Origin of the sequence: Mesorhizobium sp. M0408 (assembly GCF_040321495.1) — a bacterium.
Taxonomy (GTDB): domain Bacteria; phylum Pseudomonadota; class Alphaproteobacteria; order Rhizobiales; family Rhizobiaceae; genus Mesorhizobium.
The window spans coordinates 85,058-104,636 of sequence record NZ_JAMYRO010000002.1; the positions used below are offsets into that span (position 1 = coordinate 85,058).

At 61.2% G+C, this 19,579-nt stretch carries 20 protein-coding genes, 4 pseudogenes, 1 riboswitch and 1 other annotated feature; of the genes and pseudogenes, 18 read left to right on the plus strand and 6 right to left on the minus strand.

Going from position 1 to position 19,579, the window contains the following annotated elements:
- Positions 1-130 precede the first annotated feature (130 nt).
- Positions 131-430: a DUF1236 domain-containing protein gene (locus NKI67_RS02555; RefSeq protein WP_352644394.1), complete on the minus strand. Its 300-nt coding sequence runs from the start codon at positions 428-430 to the stop codon at positions 131-133.
- A gap of 497 nt (positions 431-927) precedes the next feature.
- On the opposite strand from NKI67_RS02555, the gene NKI67_RS02560 reads away from it, so the two are divergent.
- Positions 928-1,188, plus strand: coding sequence for a hypothetical protein (locus tag NKI67_RS02560; RefSeq protein ID WP_352644395.1), 261 nt, complete (start codon positions 928-930; stop codon positions 1,186-1,188).
- 261 nt (positions 1,189-1,449) lie between these two features.
- A pseudogene (locus tag NKI67_RS02565) lies at positions 1,450-1,657 on the plus strand (IS66 family transposase); the annotation flags it as partial.
- A 383-nt stretch (positions 1,658-2,040) separates the two neighbouring features.
- On the opposite strand, the gene NKI67_RS02570 reads toward NKI67_RS02565, so the two are convergent.
- The gene (locus NKI67_RS02570; RefSeq protein WP_352644397.1) at positions 2,041-2,592 is read right to left on the minus strand and encodes a hypothetical protein; all 552 of its coding nucleotides are present in this window, start codon (positions 2,590-2,592) and stop codon (positions 2,041-2,043) included.
- Between the two features lie 127 nt (positions 2,593-2,719).
- Between NKI67_RS02570 and NKI67_RS02575 the strand changes: the two are divergent.
- The 3 pseudogenes from NKI67_RS02575 to NKI67_RS02585 all read left to right on the plus strand — a co-directional run.
- Positions 2,720-3,242: pseudogene (locus tag NKI67_RS02575) on the plus strand (IS3 family transposase); the annotation flags it as partial.
- Positions 2,861-2,975, plus strand: a sequence feature (AL1L pseudoknot). Its footprint overlaps the pseudogene before it by 115 nt.
- Before the next feature lie 393 nt (positions 3,243-3,635).
- Positions 3,636-3,854, plus strand: a pseudogene (locus tag NKI67_RS02580) (tyrosine-type recombinase/integrase); the annotation flags it as partial.
- Between the two features lie 116 nt (positions 3,855-3,970).
- Positions 3,971-4,112 (plus strand): annotated as a pseudogene (locus NKI67_RS02585) (transposase domain-containing protein); the annotation flags it as partial.
- A gap of 136 nt (positions 4,113-4,248) precedes the next feature.
- On the opposite strand, the gene NKI67_RS02590 reads toward NKI67_RS02585, so the two are convergent.
- Both NKI67_RS02590 and NKI67_RS02595 read right to left on the minus strand, forming a co-directional pair.
- A complete protein-coding gene (locus NKI67_RS02590; protein ID WP_352644399.1) occupies positions 4,249-4,563 on the minus strand; it encodes a cysteine hydrolase family protein in 315 nt (104 codons plus the stop codon).
- The gene (locus NKI67_RS02595; RefSeq protein WP_352644401.1) at positions 4,560-4,922 is read right to left on the minus strand and encodes a cysteine hydrolase family protein; all 363 of its coding nucleotides are present in this window, start codon (positions 4,920-4,922) and stop codon (positions 4,560-4,562) included. The genes NKI67_RS02590 and NKI67_RS02595 overlap by 4 nt, the downstream gene beginning before the upstream one ends.
- Between NKI67_RS02595 and NKI67_RS02600 the strand changes: the two genes are divergently transcribed.
- Together NKI67_RS02600 and NKI67_RS02605 are read left to right on the plus strand one after the other, a co-directional pair.
- Complete coding sequence (locus NKI67_RS02600) at positions 4,921-5,268, plus strand: hypothetical protein (protein ID WP_352644403.1); 348 nt, start codon at positions 4,921-4,923, stop codon at positions 5,266-5,268. The genes NKI67_RS02595 and NKI67_RS02600 overlap by 2 nt on opposite strands.
- A 118-nt stretch (positions 5,269-5,386) precedes the next feature.
- Entirely contained in the window at positions 5,387-5,632 is a 246-nt protein-coding gene (locus NKI67_RS02605) for a DUF6074 family protein (RefSeq protein WP_084641544.1), read from the plus strand.
- Between the two features lie 965 nt (positions 5,633-6,597).
- On the opposite strand, the gene NKI67_RS02610 is transcribed toward NKI67_RS02605, so the two are convergent.
- Positions 6,598-6,801, minus strand: a complete 204-nt coding sequence (locus NKI67_RS02610) for a YybH family protein (RefSeq protein ID WP_352644405.1) — start codon at positions 6,799-6,801, stop codon at positions 6,598-6,600.
- Positions 6,802-6,819: 18 nt separating this feature from the next.
- The gene (locus tag NKI67_RS02615; RefSeq protein WP_352644407.1) at positions 6,820-7,053 is read right to left on the minus strand and encodes a YybH family protein; all 234 of its coding nucleotides are present in this window, start codon (positions 7,051-7,053) and stop codon (positions 6,820-6,822) included.
- A 1,142-nt stretch (positions 7,054-8,195) separates the two neighbouring features.
- Between NKI67_RS02615 and NKI67_RS02620 the strand changes: the two genes are divergently transcribed.
- The 11 genes from NKI67_RS02620 (at position 8,196) to NKI67_RS02670 (ending at position 19,567) form a co-directional block, all read left to right on the plus strand.
- A complete protein-coding gene (locus NKI67_RS02620; protein WP_023679202.1) occupies positions 8,196-9,740 on the plus strand; it encodes a Fic family protein in 1,545 nt (514 codons plus the stop codon).
- A gap of 182 nt (positions 9,741-9,922) precedes the next feature.
- Positions 9,923-10,039: riboswitch (TPP riboswitch) on the plus strand.
- Positions 10,040-10,143: 104 nt separating this feature from the next.
- Entirely contained in the window at positions 10,144-11,979 is a 1,836-nt protein-coding gene (gene thiC, locus NKI67_RS02625; RefSeq protein ID WP_352644409.1) for a phosphomethylpyrimidine synthase ThiC, read from the plus strand.
- On the plus strand, positions 11,976-12,977 hold the full coding sequence (gene thiO, locus NKI67_RS02630) for a glycine oxidase ThiO (protein ID WP_352644411.1): 1,002 nt from the start codon (positions 11,976-11,978) through the stop codon (positions 12,975-12,977). Before thiC ends, thiO begins: the two co-directional genes overlap by 4 nt.
- Positions 12,946-13,143 (plus strand): sulfur carrier protein ThiS, encoded by a 198-nt coding sequence (gene thiS / locus NKI67_RS02635; RefSeq protein WP_126104944.1) that lies wholly within the window; start codon positions 12,946-12,948, stop codon positions 13,141-13,143. The genes thiO and thiS overlap by 32 nt, the downstream gene beginning before the upstream one ends.
- A gap of 1 nt (position 13,144) precedes the next feature.
- The gene (locus NKI67_RS02640) at positions 13,145-13,918 is read left to right on the plus strand and encodes a thiazole synthase (protein ID WP_352644413.1); all 774 of its coding nucleotides are present in this window, start codon (positions 13,145-13,147) and stop codon (positions 13,916-13,918) included.
- A complete protein-coding gene (locus NKI67_RS02645; RefSeq protein WP_023679207.1) occupies positions 13,915-14,520 on the plus strand; it encodes a thiamine phosphate synthase in 606 nt (201 codons plus the stop codon). The genes NKI67_RS02640 and NKI67_RS02645 overlap by 4 nt, the downstream gene beginning before the upstream one ends.
- Positions 14,511-15,284, plus strand: a complete 774-nt coding sequence (locus NKI67_RS02650) for a hydroxymethylpyrimidine/phosphomethylpyrimidine kinase (RefSeq protein WP_023679208.1) — start codon at positions 14,511-14,513, stop codon at positions 15,282-15,284. The genes NKI67_RS02645 and NKI67_RS02650 overlap by 10 nt, the downstream gene beginning before the upstream one ends.
- Positions 15,285-15,695: 411 nt before the next feature.
- Positions 15,696-16,421, plus strand: coding sequence for a GntR family transcriptional regulator (locus tag NKI67_RS02655; protein ID WP_023679209.1), 726 nt, complete (start codon positions 15,696-15,698; stop codon positions 16,419-16,421).
- A 27-nt stretch (positions 16,422-16,448) separates the two neighbouring features.
- Positions 16,449-17,483, plus strand: a complete 1,035-nt coding sequence (locus NKI67_RS02660) for an ADP-ribosylglycohydrolase family protein (RefSeq protein ID WP_352644415.1) — start codon at positions 16,449-16,451, stop codon at positions 17,481-17,483.
- Positions 17,480-18,466, plus strand: a complete 987-nt coding sequence (locus tag NKI67_RS02665) for a PfkB family carbohydrate kinase (protein ID WP_023674321.1) — start codon at positions 17,480-17,482, stop codon at positions 18,464-18,466. Before NKI67_RS02660 ends, NKI67_RS02665 begins: the two co-directional genes overlap by 4 nt.
- 39 nt (positions 18,467-18,505) lie before the next feature.
- Complete coding sequence (locus NKI67_RS02670; protein WP_352644417.1) at positions 18,506-19,567, plus strand: ABC transporter substrate-binding protein; 1,062 nt, start codon at positions 18,506-18,508, stop codon at positions 19,565-19,567.
- The last annotated feature ends 12 nt before the right edge of the window (positions 19,568-19,579 follow it).

Below are 19,579 nucleotides of genomic sequence, written 5' to 3' on the forward strand. Positions count from 1 at the left end.
CAAGCGTTGCCCAAGGCCTCGTGCTGGCAGATCTATAAATCGATTGCCGCCCGACAGCCTATCAAACACGCTTCGTCCCCGCGCCGCCTAACTTGGTAACGGCGGGCTTCTCCTCCCCAAATCGTTCAGGTCACTGGATGACTTTGACGATCTTGCGTGTGCCTGGATCAACGACAACGGTCCGGTTTTCGACGACGACGTAGCGGTATTTGACGTTCGGGACCTCATGAAGCTCGACTGTGTCGGGCAGGGTTGAGCCGATGTTGAGCTCCACTCCAGGAATTTTCACCGAAGCGAGTGGCTGCTTTTTCACATATTCCTTAATCACCGTCTCCTGTTCCGGGTCGATCACCACGTCCTGAGCGGCGGCAGCACCGACACCAGCCAGCAGCAGAAATCCCGCGGCTGCGGTGGAAAGACGCATTCTCATAGCTATCTCCTTGTGAGCTCTCTTGCACTGGACGCGAAACTTTGCGCCAAAGCTCCCCCAAACCTGAAGCTTGTGCAGACGTTCCTCACCGAGCCTTCGGTCTGGCCGTGCGTAGGACCAAAGTCTTCGCTGCAGCGCGCAATAGCCCCGCACATGCAGCCACCCGGAACTGTGTCTGTTCGTACTCGTTGGCGTCGCTCAACGGAGGAGCCTATGGAGAACAGTGTCCACCAAGCTCGCTGGCTGCTTGCACCGGTTTTCGCCGTCTCCATCACCTTCTTGGTGATAGGAATGGTTGCTAGCTGATGCTCGCTAGCCAGAAATGACGCTCCAACAGCCCCGAATTTGTATCTGCGCAGAAAAGTCCCTTCCTGCGCTGATAGGATCCGCCCGACATTCCTCGATTGGCGGGCGGATCCTCATTTCCCAGCTGCGTCGGATGTCGAGTGAGTAGGAACGGAAATGGACGAGAACAAAAGCAATCGAGACTTGTTCACTTGTTCGACCGAGGCCGCCTGTCGGTCGATGCGCTTTATGAGGTGGAACATTTCGCGCGGGAAAATGGCGTGTTGCCGAGCCAGGTCAGCAAGCTGATCAAAAAGAACGGCAAGGACCGTCTGACCCTCACCAAGGCAGTGAAGAGTGCGCGATCGGCATTGAAAAACCCGCCGCACTCTACAGCACGACGGGTCGATCGATGCGCCGAGCACGGGGGCGTGGGCGCTGGGGTGGGCTGTGCCCGGTGCGACCGATCGTAACAAACGATACGTGCGGGGCTGCTTGGCGTCTACCAACCGCCAGTTGGGGACAATTTTCGTAGCCGGTTGGGGCGGACAATCATTGCAAATGTCCTCCTTTTACATACCGTTCACTCGTTCATCCCGACGGGCGCTAATTTTGATCACCAGTGACGGCCTTTCTGAAGCATGGGGGTTCCAAAAATCCCTTTCAACAGGCCGGTTTATACCCGTCCGATCCAGAGCTTCGCCAACGCGTTTTCGACCAGGTTTGGAGTGACGAGGTCGGCAGACGAACGCCGTGCGTCGCCAGGAAAGGAGCCGCGCTATCGTCGCCGATCTCGAACCTTGGCTGCGCGAGAAGCTCGGCCTGATCAGCCACAAGACAAAGCTCGCCGAGACGATCCGCTACACTCTCACGCGCTGGGAGGGCCTCTCGCGCTTCCTCGACGACGGTCGCATCGAGATTGACAGCAACACCGTCGAGCGGGACCGAACAATCGACGCCCGCCTGCAGCAGCTCCATGGCAGCGCTGTGCCTCAAAACATGGGGCGCCGAAGCGTTCGAACGCAACCGGAAGGTGCCCATTGGTCCAAGCATGGCGTCGTCAGCAGCGTGAGAGTGGCGATATCCGTGTATGACAGCAGAGTTGAAGGCACGGTCAAACACTAAAAGCCGGCGCCGTGTGGGCAAATTGGACGTCCATTGCCGCAGCAATTTCGGTCATGATGGGAGCAATTATGGCCGGGGCTATCTTTGCCTCTCCCCCGTTCCCCTGGCCTCCAGAACCTGCGAAACTTCGCCATGCGGGCAACATATCACCATGGCGACAAATAAAAACCCCGACCGGAGCCAGACGGCTGTTCTGAGGCCTACCGCTTAACGCACATCCGCGGTTCCGCTGTGCCGCAGATTTCACCTATGCCGCAATCGAGATCGCGACTGCAGGGCGGCGGCATCTGCGGCGGCTCCAGCACGATGAAGGGCGTCATCACCTTTTCGCCGGGCGCAACCAGCTGCGGTGCTGCCGCTCCGGCGGGGCCAAGCGACCGGATATAGCGGTAGAGCGAGCGCACGTCGGTTTCGTCCATCTTGCGGAGATTGTACCAGGGCATTGGCGGCGCTGCGTCGAAAAAGCGGGCAATGCGCACGAACTCATCTTCGCCGTCGTCTGCCACCATGAGCCGCAGGTTGGCCGGATAGCTCGTCCCCCATGGACCCTGGAAACCGATGTTGCTGCCCTTGAGCGCCTTCTCCGGGTCGATCTTCCCGCCGCTTTCCCGATAACCCATGGTGTGACAGTCGTGGCAGCTGCCGGTAATCGAGACGTAGAGGCCGCGTTCGACCGAAGGTTCCTCGGCGCGGGCCGGGATGTGGGCGAGCGAGAAAAGCACGGCACTGCACAGCAAAACGATCGTGCGCATGGCATCCCCCGAAGCAAATGCGGAAGAGAGACTATCAAGCCTAGCATCACCCGGGCAAATGAAAAACCCCGGCGGGGGCCGGGGTTCTGAGTGAAACGTGGCGGCTCGTTATCTCACGCCAGCCGCACTGGATGGCTGGCTGAAGCGGATGGAGGTGGACAGCGGCCAACGTGCAGGGGTTCCCCACCGAGATGACGGCGCGGATGAAGGCTCTGGAGCGGGAGAACCGGGAGCTTCGGCAGGCCAATGAGATCCTGCGGAAAGCAGCCGCTTATTTTGCCAAGGGGGAGCTCGACCGCCCGTTCAAAATGATCGCCTTCATTGATGATCATCGTGGCGACTACGGGATCGAGCCAATCTGCAGGGTTCTGCCGATTGCCCCGTCCACCTATCACGCGCGTGCGGCACAACACCACGATCCTTCCCGCCTGTCATTGCGGGCGAAACGGGATTTAGCTCTGAAGCCGGAGATCACAAGAGTGTTTGCAGAGAACTTCGCCGTCTATGGCGTGCGCAAGGTGTGGCGGCAATTGAAGCGCGAAGGCTTCGATGTGGCCCGCTGCACCATTGAACGATTGATGCGGGAGACCGGGCTGAACGGCGCCATCCGCGGCAGGCCGTTCAGAACCACGATCAGCGACAAGGCCGCGCCCGGTGACGTCGTGATCGGGCCGACTGGTGCGGTCAAGGTCATGGTGGCGACGAGGCCAGTCGACTTCCGGAATTATGTGGAGCGTCTGATTATGCGGAGTCCGCAGCGGCAATTGCTTGCCGCCTGCGGTATTTGAGCAGCGATCACTCGACATAATCTGCCGATCGGCTGACGGACTTCAGCACTGCCAGCAGCCTGGCGGGAGTGCGGAAGCGACCCGACTTGAGCGACGGTGGCGCCATCGCGGCAAGCGGTCGGCTCGGCCCGCAGGTAGATTTCAGTGCTTTGGAGGCTGGCGTGACCGAGCCAGAGCGAGACTTTGCGGACATCCCGGGTCGCCTGCAGCGTGTGCATGGCGCAGGTGTGCCGTCTATGTCGACCAAGACATAAGCGGCACACCGCCGCCGTGGAATTGCTGCAGGCCGGTGTCGATTGCTCGGTCATTGCCCTGTGGCTGGGCCATGAGACGATGGAAACGACGCTGATCTATCTTCACGCACATCTTGAGCTGAAGGAATCCGCACTCGCCAAGCTGAAGCCGTACGAACGCGCCAAAGCCGAGCGATTTCGACCAAACGACCGGCTTCTGGAATTCCTGAACGCCCTTTGAGCATGAGAATTATGCCGAGTGTCAACGACTGGCCTGCGGCCAAAAAACGGCGGGAGAAGCACGCTCTGACCGCCATGGTGAAAGAGGCACTCGGCATAGTTCGACGGTCGGCATAAACATGCAAACTTAACGGCATCGAGCCGCTCGGCTATCTCGCCGACGTCCTCACTAGGATCGTCAACGGCTATTAACAGCCGAATCGACGATCTCCTGCCATGGGCCTACGTCACCGCACCCAATCTCAAGGCCGTGATCTGAATTCGGGTGATACGCGGCCTCGCCAGTTCATTCGGCTAGTTCAAGACCCCCCTGAACTCGCTCCTCGATCGCCTTCAGGAAATGGTCGGACGTCGATGTCCATCCAAAGAGTATCTGCACGAGCGTGATCGAGGCGTCATGATTGCTCCTTGAGGCGTTCCCAGGAGATGGGCTCGCTAGTGCAATCCGTTAGCAGTATGCAGTGATAGTCCCTGAAGAAGGCATCCCGAATTGTCGACTCCACACACACGCTGGTCGTGCATCCTGTCATGATGAGGTGTTTGATGCCTGCGGTCTTCAGAACAGAATCGAGTTCGGTCTCGTAGAAACCGCTGAACCGCGTTTTGTAGAGGACGACATCCCCTGCCTCTGGCTTGAGGTCGTTAACGATATCTGTTCCCCAGGTGTCGCGGATCAGAATCCGGCCCTCGCTACCGTCCGGGGCTGTCATGCTCTCACCGACCCGAAAGATCTGGAGATGTCGGATAGGTTGGGGGCGTCCGATGTCCCAAGGTCCGAGAGGTCGGAATAATACCCCATCTTCAGACAGACGATGGGCACTCTCAAATTGCGAGCGGCAGCTATTACGCTGGCAGTAGGGTCGACAGCCCGTTGAATCCCGGAGATATCGATTCCGGCTCTGTCGAACATTCCACCTTTGGAGCCGAAGTCATTTTGCATGTCCACCACGAGAACTGCAGCGTTAGCGGGATCAATTGAAATAGGTTGAGGCTTCGCGTCTATGACAAGTGGCTGCATTTTTATCCTCCCACCAGCATGAGGGTCGCTCTTTGCGCCCTTGGTTATCATGATCGGCCACCTACATCGCGTCAACAAAAGGGGGAGCTACATCCTGCTTGGGAGCCCCAGGAACAGCGGTTATACTGCTGCGCGGGGCAATGAAGTCGATCGGCTGACGATGCCGGAGCGTGCGGGCTTGCTCCGTCGCGCAGCAGCGACGATCAAATCCTATTGTGACGACATCGGCTATTCCGGAACGCCAGCCAATGACACCGGCTCTGACGACGTCGTCTTCGATCTGGAATCGATTGGGAGCATTGTCGAGATTTTTCCGGCCCTGAAGAGCGGAGATCGGCCCGCTCTTACCCATTCCTGCCCGACAGTTTGCGCCCAAGCCATCGCGCTCATTGGCTAATCGCGGCACCGTTCACCGCCCGCACAGAACTCTTACTACTACCAAAAAGAATACGCCGTTAACCAGATTTTCTAACCCGCCAATGCTTAATCGCGAGACTGAATGGGTGAGGTGATCGGTGTCAAACATAAGGGCGTTTCCGCTGTATCGGCGGCGGAAGTTGGTCGAGGGAGTTGCCCGCGTGCTGGAATCCAAGAACGGCGAGGAGGCGAATGCGTTCTGGCGCAGCACCGCCAAGACAATTCTCGTTCAGTTGTCCGAATCAGGAATTGCACCCGGGCGCGCCGAACAGGAAATTGGAACGCTTCTTCATGCCGTCTTACGCGAGATAGCCAGCCGGAGTGCTGCGAAACGCACACACTAGCGTCGACTCACGACGAATGATTGCCGCTTGCAGACTCGACTAGGCTTCGCACATGTTACTGCACTGCTCCCGTCGAATGCCAGGTTTCTCACCCCTCATTGCAATATGCGCAGCCGAACTGGCTCGGCCAAGCCGGTTTCGGCAAAAGGCAGGCAGCTAGCGCGGCTCCCGCCCAAAAAGCCGGTTTCGAATATTTCATTGTTTACTCCAGCTGGCACGTGCCCGGTGGCAGCCAGCTGGAAACCTGGCGGAGCCAACCAATTGAGATCGTGAAACACTCCACTTACGCCAACGGTTAAGCTCGCTGCCTATCGCCGCGCTGGCCCTAATCACCGTCCGTCGCGGTCTATAATGGGTCGGCTGGCTGCTCCGCGTCGCAATGCTGATTGCCGAAGGACTGGCGCGGCCATGGACGGGCAAGCGCAGGTCCTGATGCGATGTTTGGTGAATCTGGTTTGCTGGGCTTGCATTCCATGGTGGCTCTATCGGCTGGAATAAGCTTCTGGCGGGCAGTGTCCGTTCGAATGATGCTTTTGCGTTGCCTTGAGCGCAAGTTTTTGGCCAGCCAGCCAGCGCCCCTTCTTAAGCATGCTGCTGGTCAAGGCCCAGCGGCCTCTAGCTGCTAGTCCCCCCTCAACCAAGCCGCTGGGCCATACCCGCTAGAGCGAAGCGTGCTGTCTCGCACATTAGCAATCCCTTGCTTAAGGCCGTGCACGCTCCAGACTCGTTTCATGAAGCGGGGAATTGGAATTGGCGACGTGGTCGCAATCACCGCGACTGATCAGCGATCCGCCAAATTGGCGGCAAATCCATTGGAAAGCGCGCCAGACCGAAGCTATACCGCGCGGTTAGCCGGTCCCCATCGTCCTGCCACTCGACAGCGCTGGCAATAGAGCACCAGATCCCGGTCAATACAGCCGCCCTACCCTTCGCAAGACGGTCGATGAGGGCCTGGATATCTATCCCTATTCGGCCGCACCTAAGTTCCAGATGTCCCGATGCAGGCGCCATGTCCCGTCGTCGCCCTTTTTCCAGACGACGAGATACTTGCCCGCGACGGTGGAGAGGGCGCCGCCTTTGCTCGGCACACCGAGCGTAAATGCGCCAACTTCGTAGGCGAGATTCCCGCTCCCTTCCACTTCCAGCGCCCTCAGGGTGAGATTCTTCATCCCGGCCTTGATTGCGCCCTACCAGAATTCTTCCACGCCCTTGCGGTCATCGACGCGTTTGCCGTCGGGTGGCAGCAGGGCGGCATCGTCGGTATACATTTGACCTACCGCTGCTGCGTTTCCGCTGTTGAAGGCGTCCATGAATTTTACCAACGCCGCTTCGATGTCCTCACGAGCCGAGTGGGCGGCCGCAGACAATGCAGACGAAAGAAGCAGCACAGCAGCAAATGCAAATGACTGAACCAGTCTCATTTCGTCCTCCCTTGCGTGCCCGACATGCCCACCCGATGAATAGCGCCGACCCGAGGGCGCCGCGGCGTTCGATGGCCAGGCGCGGATTATATTAGACTTATCTGATATGACGGCGCAAGCGCAGCTGCGACCCTCTGAACGACCAGCGTAGCAGCTGCCGGAGAGCTTCAAAGCGGCGGCTACCGCCTCACTGCCCTCCTCGTCTCGACGAAAGAGTTCGTTCGAATGATGCTTTTCCGTGGCTTTGCTCGCAAGTTTTCGTCAGCCAGCACAGGGCCTCCTCTTACGCTCGCTGGTCGTCAAGGCCCAGCGGCCACTAGCTGACAGTCCCCCCGCAGCCAAGCCGCTGGGCCCCTCGACGTGGGGAACGAGCATTGGAGACGATGTCGCGCTTTCCGTTACAGCCCGAAGGCGGGTGACAGATGACCGCGTCAGCCTCTCCACCCCGAGCTACGATTTCACGCATTCGATCAGGCACAGCTCTCTCGGGCTAGCGCGCCAAGCATGAGTCAGCTCCCGAATGAGCAGGTGCCGCCCAGTTCAGCTTCGGCCCTTGGGCGCGCAAAGTATTGGGCGAGATCGATCGGCAGTCCGGTCGGCAAATTGGGGCAGCGATGGCGAGAATGAATGCCAGGAACTTCCCTTCGGTGCCGCTTCGTCGATCTGTTTGCCGAGAAGACGCGCGCGCTGCGTGCCGCCCCCCATACCGCAGAGAACTCACTTCAGGTCACACACACACACGACGCCACCGAGATCCTGCATCACTTTTCTACTCCGACGCCGCCACGTCACCAAGATCGGTCGCGAGCGTGATCGCGGCTATCAAATCGGGATCGCGCACCGGAGCGCTCTATGAGTGAGCCCCGAACGGCGCGCTCGAGCAATCCGGCTCGACGTAAGGCGGGCCATCTGTGCCGGCCTCGTGACTAAGAGACGGGCGAATGGCGGTTCCTGGACTCACCTTTCTGGTCTGAAGTCGCTTCCTTGAGCCGGTGGCGGAGTTCTTGCTTGATCGACTTCAGCACCGTTTTAGAATCGGTTTTCGGAAAATTTGTCTTGTGGCATCAATTTTCATGGGATAGGATCATTTTTCGTAGGTTTTGGCCGACTAAACCAAAATTCGATGGAAGGATTCGCTTTTCATGCCTGCGGTGCAACAGCACCAATTTTCAGGTCCTGTTACCGTTTTTCAGGAAATCCGCCTTCCTGAAACGGCGACCCCGGCCGGGTACAGCGCCCTGATCGGAGCCTACAGGCTCGCCGCGCCCTTGCCCCGTAGGTTGTTCGCCACTGGCGAGCATCATCGCATTACCGAACGGGAAGGCTGGCGGATCATGACCCCCCGCCATGCCCCAAATCCTACCCTCGAAGGCCACCTGACCTTTGCGCTCAAGTACGAGGGACTGGACCTTGCCGTCCTCAAGCGGCTGTTCCAAGTGACCGGTCCCGCGCCGATCGAGGCGCTGGTCCGTGAAAGCCCGACCGGCAGTTATGCCCGCCGCATCTGGTTTTTATATGAATGGCTGAGGGGCGCGCGTATCGATCTGCCTGACGCGGAGGCCGGACGATACATTCCGGTTGTCGATCCCGAGCTGCAGTGGCCCGGACCCGACAAGACCGCTTCGCGCTATCGCGTAAGGGACAATCTCCCCGGCACGCGTGAGTTCTGCCCTCTGGTGTTCCGCACCAAGATTCTCGAAAAATTCATCGGCCTTGAACTACCGCGGCGCGCGGAGGCAATCGTAGCGGACGTGCCGCGCGACCTCCTTGCTCGGACCGCCGCCTTTCTTTTGCTCAAAGACTCGCGATCAAGCTATGCGATCGAGGGCGAGCACCCGCCGCAAGATCGCATCCAGCGCTGGGGCCGCGCCATCGGCGAAGCCGGCCGCTGGCCGATCGATCGCGATGAGCTGCTGCGTCTGCAAAGAATTGTACTTGGTGACGCTCGTTTCGTAAGACTTGGCTTCCGAAAAGAAGGAGGTTTCGTCGGTGAGCATGACCGAGACAACGGCACGCCCTTGCCCGATCACATCAGCGCTCGGCCCGAGGACCTGCCGCGGCTAATCGATGGAATGGCGGCGTTCGATCAGGGCCCCGCGCAAAAGCTTGATGCAGTCGTAGCCGCCGCAATCCTCGCCTTCGGTTTTGTCTACATTCACCCGTTCGAGGACGGAAACGGCCGCATTCACCGCTACCTAATCCACCACGTCCTTGCCATGCGCGGCTTCAATCCGCCGGGAGTGGTCTTTCCCGTCTCGGCCGCGATCCTGGACCAGATCAACGAGTACAGGGGCGTGCTCGAGAGCTATTCGCAGCGCCTTCTGCCGTTGGTGGAATGGGAACCGACGCCGCAATTCAACGTCCGGGTGCTGAATGACACCGGTGATTTCTACCGGTTCTTCGATGCAACCCCGCACGCCGAATTCCTCTATGCTTGCGTTCAGCGGACGATCGAACGGGACCTTCCCGAGGAAACCGCATTTCTGCAGCGCTACGATCAGTTCCGGCAGCAGGTGGACGCCTTTATCGACATGCCCGAGCGGTTGACCGATCTGCTCTTCCGTTTTCTTCACCAGAATGATGGACATCTATCGAACCGCGCGCGCGAAAAGGAATTCGCCGCGCTGACCAGTGACGAGGCAGGAAGAATCGAGGCGATCTACGCGCAAACCTTTGGTGCCCATTGAAGGTGTGATCATCAGGATTGATTTTTAGTCCGACGGTTTGCGATTCCCTTGTCCCTGCCTTCATCTCCGACGCTTGACTTGTCGCCGAGACATGCACGATTTTTTCCGCACGGTCTGACCGGCCGCCGATCAGCCGCGGCCAGAACGCGCTTGACAAACCGGAGCCGTCCCGTCCAACCTCACGCATTCACCAGGGGAGTCCCGGCAAGGGGCTGAGATACTGCTGGCATTCGCGGCGCAGTGACCCGTTGAACCTGATCCAGTTCATACTGGCGTAGGGACGGTGCAAGCGCTTTGCGGGAGTTTACGCCCGAGGTCCTGTTTCAGCAGGTCGCTAGAAGCGTCTTTTCATCCTTCCGGCACAGAACTGGGTCTCCAATGCAACGAGCAAAGGAGCCTCAAGATGAATGCCCTCACCCCCGCCGTCTCGACGGGACCGCTGCCTGCCTCACGCAAAATCCACAAATCCGGTACCATCCACCCGCAGCTCAGGGTGCCGATGCGCGAAATCTCCGTCCATCCGACGGCAGGCGAGCCGCCGGTGACCGCTTACGATCCGTCCGGCCCCTATACCGACCCGACTGTCGAAACCAGCATCGAAAACGGCCTTGCACGGCTTCGCCATGAATGGGTCACCGCGCGCGGCGATGTCGAAGCCTATGACGGCCGCCACGTCCGGCCAGAAGACAATGGGTTTGCGGCGGGCGAGCGCCTAACACCGGAATTTCCAGTCCGCAACCGGCCACTCCGGGCCCAGACCGGCAAGGCGGTGACACAGCTTGCCTATGCGCGCGCTGGCATCATCACGCCCGAAATGGAGTTCGTCGCCATCCGCGAGAACCTTGGTCGCGAGATCCTGCACGGCAAGCTTGAGCGCGACGGCGAGGCCTTCGGCGCGGCGATCCCCGACTTCGTCACGCCTGAATTCGTGCGCGAAGAGGTAGCGCGCGGACGCGCGATCATTCCCGCCAACATCAATCATCCCGAGAGCGAGCCGATGATCATCGGCCGCAATTTCCTGGTGAAGATCAACGCCAATATCGGTAATTCCGCCGTCACCTCCTCGATGGCGGAAGAGGTCGAAAAAATGGTGTGGGCGATCCGCTGGGGCGCCGACACAGTGATGGACCTATCGACCGGCCGCAACATCCACAACATCCGCGAATGGATCGTGCGCAATGCGCCGGTGCCGATCGGCACTGTGCCGCTCTACCAGGCGCTCGAAAAGGTCGGCGGCATTGCCGAGGACCTGACCTGGGAAGTGTATCGCGACACGCTGGTCGAGCAGGCCGAACAGGGCGTCGACTATTTCACCATCCATGCCGGCGTGCGGCTGCACTACATCCCGCTGACCGTTGACCGGGTCACGGGTATCGTCTCGCGCGGCGGCTCCATCATGGCCAAATGGTGCCTGCACCATCACCGGGAGAGCTTCCTCTACGAGCATTTCGCTGAAATCTGCGACATCTGCCGCGCCTATGATGTGTCCTTTTCGCTCGGCGACGGCCTTCGTCCCGGCTCGATTGCCGATGCCAACGACGCGGCGCAATTCGCCGAGCTGGAAACGCTCGGCGAGCTGACGCAGATCGCCTGGGCGAAAGATTGCCAGGTGATGATCGAGGGGCCCGGCCACGTGCCGATGCACAAGATCAAGGCGAACATGGACAAGCAGCTCGCCGTCTGTGGCGAGGCGCCGTTCTATACGCTTGGACCGCTGACGACCGACATCGCGCCGGGCTACGACCACATCACTTCCGGCATCGGCGCGGCGATGATCGGCTGGTTCGGAACGGCCATGCTCTGCTACGTCACGCCCAAGGAGCATCTCGGCCTTCCCGACCGCGATGACGTCAAGACCGGCGTGATCACCTACAAGATCGCAGCGCACGCGGCCGACCTGGCGAAGGGCCACCCGGCGGCGAAAGTCAGGGATGACGCCCTTTCCCGCGCGCGCTTCGAGTTCCGCTGGGAGGACCAGTTCAACCTGTCGCTCGACCCCGAAACCGCACGGTCCTTCCACGACCAGACCTTGCCCAAGGAGGCGCACAAGCTGGCGCATTTCTGCTCGATGTGCGGACCGAAATTCTGCTCGATGCGCATCTCTCACGACATCCGCGCCGAGGCACAGAAAGAGGGCATGGCGGCGATGGCGGCGAAATACCGCGAGGGCGGCGATCTCTACGTGCCAGCGGACGAGACCGGCGCACCGCTCACGCCTCAGCCAGGTAAGCCATCATGAAGGTGCTGATAAAGGGGGCCGGCGTCGCCGGCCTCACCGCCGCCTTCGAACTCGCCGCCCGCGGCGCGACGGTCACTGTCGCCGAGATCCGGCATGGCCTTGGAGGCAATGCGTCGTGGTTCGCCGGCGGCATGCTGGCGCCATGGTGCGAGCGTGAAAGCGCCGAGCAGCCGGTGCTGGACCTTGGACGTGACGCTGCCGACTGGTGGGATGCGGTGCTGCCGGGTCAGGTGACACGGGGCGGAACACTTGTCGTGGCCCCCCCGCGTGATGCCGGCGAGCTCGACCGCTTCGCCAGCCGCACGTCGGGCCATCGGCGTGTCGATGAAGACGAAATTGCGCTCCTGGAACCCGACCTCGCCGGCCGCTTCCGGCGCGGACTGCTCTTCCCAGATGAGGCTCATCTCGACCCGCGCCAGGCGATGGCAGCACTTCATGACAAGCTCGCAGCCATGGGTGTCAAATTCCACTTCGGCACCGACGCCCGGCATGTTTCCGGTTTCGATCGTCAGATCGACTGCCCGGGGATGGCCGCCGTCGATGACAGGCTTCGCGGCGTTCGCGGCGAAATGCTGATCCTAAACACGCCAGACTTCTCGCTGTCGCGCCCCGTCAGGATGCTGCATCCGCGCTTTCCACTCTATGCAGTGCCGCGCACCGACCACCGTTTCATGATCGGCGCGACGATGATTGAAAGCCAGTCCGCCCGACCAGTCACGGCGCGTTCGATGATGGAGCTTCTGGGTGCCGCCTATGCCCTTCATCCGGCCTTTGGCGAGGCCGAGATCGTTGAAGCCGGTGTCGGCGTCCGTCCAGCCTTTCCCGACAATTTGCCGCGCGTCGAAACGAACGGTGAGATCATCGCGATCAATGGGCTCTATCGTCACGGTTTTCTTCTCGCCCCCGCCATGGCGCGCCAGGCTGCCGACCTGGTTTTCAATCAAGACAGAACCAAGGAGCTTGCTCATGAAACTGATGGTCAACGGCGAAGCGCATGAGGTTGCCGCCACCACGCTGGCCGAGCTGCTTGCCGCGCTTGACTATGAGGGCGATTGGCTGGCGACCGCCGTCAACAGCGACCTCGTACATAAGGCCAACCGGGCAGAATTCCGGTTGAGCGATGGCGACCGGATTGAAATCCTCTCGCCCATGCAGGGAGGCTAGCATGTTCGACCTTCTCGGGACGACGCTTCCTTCTCGCCTGCTTCTGGGCACGGCTCAATACCCTTCGCCGGCCATCCTTGCCGACGCGGTCAAGGTGTCGGGCACCTCGGTGGTGACCGTCTCGTTGCGCCGTGAAATGGCAGGCGGCAGGGCTGGCGAAAAATTCTGGTCGTTGATCCGCTCGCTTGGTGTCAGAATCCTGCCCAACACTGCTGGCTGCCACTCCGTCAAGGAAGCGGTCACGACCGCACAAATGGCGCGCGAAGTCTTCGGCACGCCCTGGATCAAGCTCGAAGTGATCGGCAATCACGACACGCTGCAGCCGGACGTGTTCGGTCTGCTCGAAGCCGCCCGCATCCTGTGCGAGGACGGTTTTGCGGTGTTCCCGTATACTACCGACGACCTTGTCGTCGCCGAGCGGCTGCTTGCGGCGGGCTGCAAGGTCTTGATGCCCTGGTGCGCACCGATCGGTTCCGCCCTCGGGCCGGTCAACATCATGGCGCTGCGCTCGATGCGCGGACATTTCCCTGATGTCCCGCTGATCGTGGATGCTGGTCTCGGACGGCCATCGCACGCGGCAACAGTCATGGAGTTCGGCTTTGATGCTGTGCTCCTGAACACAGCGGTCGCCAAGGCGGCCGATCCGGTCGGCATGGCGTGTGCGTTCGGCAAGGCGGTCGAGGCCGGTCGAGAAGCTTTCAGCTCGGGGATGCTCGAACCCCGCGACGTCGCGGTGCCATCGACACCAACATTCGGCAGGGCGGTTTTCTCATGAAGCTCGATCCCTTCTACCTGATCGTCGACAGCGCCGCCTGGATCGAACGGCTGGTGCCACTTGGCGTCAAGCTGGTTCAGTTGCGCATCAAGGATAGGGACGAGACCACGCTGCGGACGGAAATCCGCCGCGCGAACGACGTCTGCGCGGTCCATGGTTGCCAACTGATCGTCAACGACTATTGGCGGCTCGCCATTGAGGAAGGCTGCGACTTCGTCCATCTCGGCCAAGAGGATTTGGCCGCGGCCGACCTGCTGGCGATTAAGTACGCCGGATTGAAGCTCGGGCTCAGCACGCACGATCATCTCGAACTGGAAACGGCGATCGCTGCCGAGCCCGACTATATCGCGCTCGGCCCTATCTATCCCACCATCCTGAAGCAGATGAAATGGGCGCCGCAAGGGCTCGAGCGGATGAGCGAGTGGAAGTATCGGGTGGCGCCGATCCCATTGGTCTCCATCGGCGGCCTCAACCCCGACCGGCTCGACGGTGTCTTCGAGGCTGGTGCGGACAGCGCGGCGGTGGTCACCGACATCACGTTGAATGCCGATCCCGAAGCGCGCACGCGAGAATGGATCGAAAAGACAAAGCCATGGCGCTGAGGCGAGAACCGCATGTGCTCGTGGTCGGCGGATCAGACTCCAGCGGTGGGGCTGGAATTGCACGTGATATCGAGACGATCTCTTCCATTGGCGTGCGCACCTGCCTGGCTGTCACAGCGCTGACGGTGCAGACGCACGAAGCCGTGATGGAAATCCATCCTTCGCAGCCCGATCTTGTGGCCGATCAGATGTGCGCCGCGCTGCAGGCCAACAAGGTGGCGGCAATTAAGATCGGCATGCTCGCAACGGCTGAGATCGTCGTTGCCATTGCCGGCGTGCTGCGCGAAAATCCGCAGGTGCCGGCAGTGCTCGATCCGGTGCTGGCCTCGAGCTCCGGCCGGGGGCTTCTGGAAGCAGGTGCCATCGCTGCCATGAGGCGCGATCTGATGCCGCTTTGCTGCCTTGTGACCCCCAATCTCCTCGAGCTGGCGCTCCTTGTTGGTGCGGAACCGCCAGCCGACGAGAGCGACGCGGTGAGACTGGGACGGAAATTGCTGGCAGCCGGCGTGCCGGGCCTGCTGATCAAAGGGGGCCACGCATCAGGACCTCGATCAACCGATATTCTGTTGCGTTCGGATCAAGAACCAATCCGCTTCGACGCACCTCGTCTTGTCGCATCAATGCGCGGGACGGGTTGCATGCTGGCTAGCGCGATTGCGGCGCATCTGGCGAAGGCGAAGCCGCTCGAAGACAGTGTGCGCGAAGGCAAGCGGCTTGTCTTGGCCATGTTTAAGAAGAATGCAGCAGACCGACGAAACTTGTAAGATTTTCCAACTCTCGAAAGACACGCCTGCCTCTCGCGGGTCCGGGCTGGTAATTTCCCTTCGTAATTCACCTCACTCGACAGGAGTAGTTTGACGGCCTCGCCAGGCGGCGACCGCGAGATCAACGATGGCGAGGCGGCCGTCGTGCGCCGTATCTAGTGCGTTGTGTGGCATCCTTTCCCCACATCCGACTGCGATCCTGGAATTCACCTTGGTCGCGAGCTCCTGCTAAACGACGCCCCTCGACGGGAGCGGTCGATCCCGCGTCTCGGCTGCGGCGGCGCTAGGCTGACGCTCCTTATGCCGTCCTGTTGAACCGGACTCGGGATCACGAACTGCTCCATGCGGCACTCGTTGACAAGCCTGCCGTGATATGAACAGGATTATACAGGCTCACTGAACAGGTACCATATGAAGCGGCGCTCGGTTCAACTGTCTCCCGGCACGGGCAAACCCGAACAGATCGCCACCGTTCTCGAACATGAAATCCGCTCCGGTGTTCTCGGCTTCGGCGACCGGCTGCAAAGCGAGAACAAGCTCGTCCAGCGTTTCTCCGTCAGCCGCAACACCGTCCGCAAAGGCCTCGAGGAACTGTCCAACCGCGGGCTGATCACCACCAAAGTCGGCATCGGCTCTTTCGTCACCTTCGATGGCAAACCCGTTGATGACTCCATCGGTTGGTCGCGGGCGCTCGCCAACGCCGGCGCCAACGCCGAGACGCGGACGCTGCGGCTCGAGGTGATCGAGGACCCCGGTCTTGCCGCACTGCTTGGTATAGAAAACCCGTTTTTCATCGCTGTCGACCGGGTGCGCACCAATGCCAGCGACGGCCACGCCATCTCCATCGAGCGCAGCCGCCTGCCATTATCGCCGGAACTGGAGGATGTGCCGTTGCGCGGCCTGCGCGAAGGCTCGCTGCACCAGACGCTGCGCGGCGCGGGCCTCATTCCCGACCATGGCGAGGAATGGGTCGGCATCGAAATGCTCAACGCCGAGGACTCTGCAATCCTCGGTTGCCCGCAAGGCACGCCGTTCCTTCGCGGTCGCCGGTTGACCCGCGCCGCCGATGACCGGCCGATCGAATATGTGACCAGCCTGCTCAACCCGGCGCATTTTGCGCTGCATATGAGGTTCTGAGTGATGCCGGACGACAACACCGGGAATATGACTGATCGGGCCATGGGGGCGCTTGTCGGCGGGGCACTGGGGGATGCGCTGGGCATGCCGACGCAGCTTTTGTCGCCGGCCCGGATTGCCGAACTCTACGCCCATGTAGAGGGCTTCATTGCTCCTTTCGCCGACCATCCGGTGTCGAAGGGGCTTCCCGCTGGAACGATCACCGACGACACCGAACAGGCGCTTCTGCTTGGCCGTATCCTGGTCGAATCCGGTAACCGCTTCGATCATACGCGGTGGGTCAACGCGCTGCTCGACTGGGAGCGCGACGTCAAAGCGCGCGGCAGCTACGATCTGCTGGGACCATCGACCAAACGCGCCATCGACGCCATCAACAATGGCGTGCCGGCCGAGGAAGCGGGGCGCAGCGGCGACACAAATGGTGCGGCCATGCGCATTGCGCCGGTCGGCATCATGATGCCGCCAGAGCCGCTGGACGCGCTGGTCGCCAAAGTTGCCGAGACCTGCCGGGCCACGCACAACACCTCGATTGCCATTGCGGCCGCAGCCGCCGTTGCGGCGGCCGTCAGCCGCGGCGTCGCCGGCGGCGACTGGCGCGCCGCTTCCGACAGCGCCATCGCCGCGGCGAGGGGCGGAGCAACGCTCGGCCATTGGGTGACCGGCGGTGACATTGCCGCGCGCATTGGGTGGGCGCAGGAGCTTGTGCGCGGCAAGGCGACGAAGGACGCGATCCGGCTGATCACCGATCTGGTCGGCACCGGCGTCGCCAGTCAGGAGTCCATTCCGGCTGCATTCGCGGTGCTGGAAATCGCCGGCGGTGATCCCTGGCAAGCGGCGGTGATTAGTGCCAATCTCGGTGGCGACACCGATACGATCGGCGCCATCGCGACCGGCATGGCCGGCGCCTGCACCGGCTTTTCCCGATTGCCTCAGAACCGCATTGCTGACCTCAAGGGCATCGACATAGCGGCGGTTGGCGCGCTCACCGCCGACCTTGTTGCGGCCCGTATATCCAAGCGCCGTGCGGACAGGACCGGTCCCGGCAAGGATGCGGCGGCATGAGTGGGCGTCTCGTCCATGTCGGCAGCACGGTGGTCGACTATGTCTATCGCATCGACGCCTTGCCGGCGCCGGGTACGGAGAAGACGGCGTCGAGCTACACGCAAGTCGCCGGCGGCGGCTTCAACATGATGGCCGCGGCCAGCCGCACCGGCATGAAGGTGGTGTTCGGCGGCCAGCTCGGCAGCGGACCCAATGGCGACTTCCTGCGCACGGCCTTAGCCAGTGAGGGGATCGAGACACTGACGCCGCCATCGCCCGTCATGGACAGCGGCAATTGCGTCGCCATGATCAGCAGCGATGCCGAGCGCACCTTCGTCTCGTGGCCTGGTGCGGAGAGCTTGCTCAGCCTTGACATGATGGCGCCCGTCTCGGTCGCACCGGGGGATTGGGTGTTCACCTCCGGCTATACGCTTAGCTATCCGGGAAGCCGAGACGCGCTTGTCGACTGGATCGAGGCACTTCCGGCCGACACACCGCTTGTCCTCGACCCGACACCTGTCGTCGTCGACATTCCCCGCCCTATCCTGTCGCGGATACTCGCCCGCACCAACTGGTTGAGCTGCAACACGACGGAAGCGGCCGCGATTGCCGGTCCGGGCGGCGTCGAGACACTCGCGTCACGGCTTCTTAGCGACCACTCCCCGAAGGCCGTCGGCGTCGTTATTCGCGCCGGAGCGAAAGGCTGCCACATACGGCTGGCCGATGGCTCGGCGCAAACGAGTGCCGGCTTCAAGGTCGACGCCATCGACACCAATGGCGCCGGCGACACCCATATCGGCGCTTTCGTGAGTGCGCTGGCGCGCGGCGTGCCGCCTTTTGAAGCAGCGCGCTACGCCAATGCGGCGGCGGCCATTTCCGTCACCCGCCACGGTGGTTCATCAGCGCCGACCGACCACGAGATCCAGACATTCCTAAGCCATGCCGGCGGTCCGCCGATCGGCCTCCATGGCCGGAAGCAAGAGGCCAAACGCCCGACAGCCTGACAAAGCCCGGGAAGCGGGCAAACACAGAGAGGAACGAACATGCGCATGCCCGACTTGACTGCCCTGCTGACGGCGACCGCCGTCTTCACCTCCGCACTCGCATTTGCCGCCAAGGCCGACGAGGTGCACGTACTCAACTGGAAGGGCTACGGCGCCGACGAGCCGTGGGCCATCGAAGCCTTCGAGAAGGCGACCGGCAACAAGGTCGTCAACGATTTTTTCAATTCCGAACAGGAGATGCTGACCAAGCTCAGGACCAATCCCGGCCTTTACGATGTCGTCATGATCAACGCCGCCTTCAACGACCAGGCGATGGCGGAAAAGCTGATCCAGCCGATCGACACGTCCAAGCTGCCGAACTTTCCCGACATCAGCAAGGACAAGGCCGGATCGCCGATGCTCGTCCATGACGGCAAGGTCTATGGCGTGCTGTGGGTCTGGGGGCTGACGGCGCTCGCCATCAATGAAAAATCCTTCGATAAGCCGCCGACGAGCATCGCCGAAATGTGGGATCCCGCTCACAAAGGCCGCGTCACCATCCGTGATGATGCCGTCGAGGCGGTTCAGTTCGGCGCCATTGCCACCGGCCAGAACATCAACGACATCAAGGATATCGAGGCGGTCAAGGCGAAGCTCACCTCGCTGATGCCGCAGATCAAGACGTTCTGGAGCTCGGAGAACGACTGGAACCAGATGGCTGCCTCTAACCAGATCGACATCGGCACCTATTGGAGCGGCTCGGCCGACCGCGCCAAGACCCATTTCAAGCTGCCGGTCGCGCTCGTGATCCCGCAGGAGGGCGCTGTCGCCTGGCTCGACGCCTTCTCCATTCCGGTCGGTTCCAAGAATGTCGCCGGCGCCGAGGCCTTCATCAACTACATGATCGACCCGAAGTTCTATGTCGAATGGGTCACCAAGGTCGGAGCCCCGGTATCCGCCAACACCAAGGCTGTAGAAGCACTTCCCGGGGATGCGTTCAACCGCAAGGTGATGGGTGACCCGGCAGTCGCCAAGCGCATTCAGTTCCAGGCGCCGATCACAGACGCCCAGCGCGAAACCTATCTGTCGCTCTGGCAGCAGCTCAAGGTCGACGTGAAGTAACAGCAGAAGCCG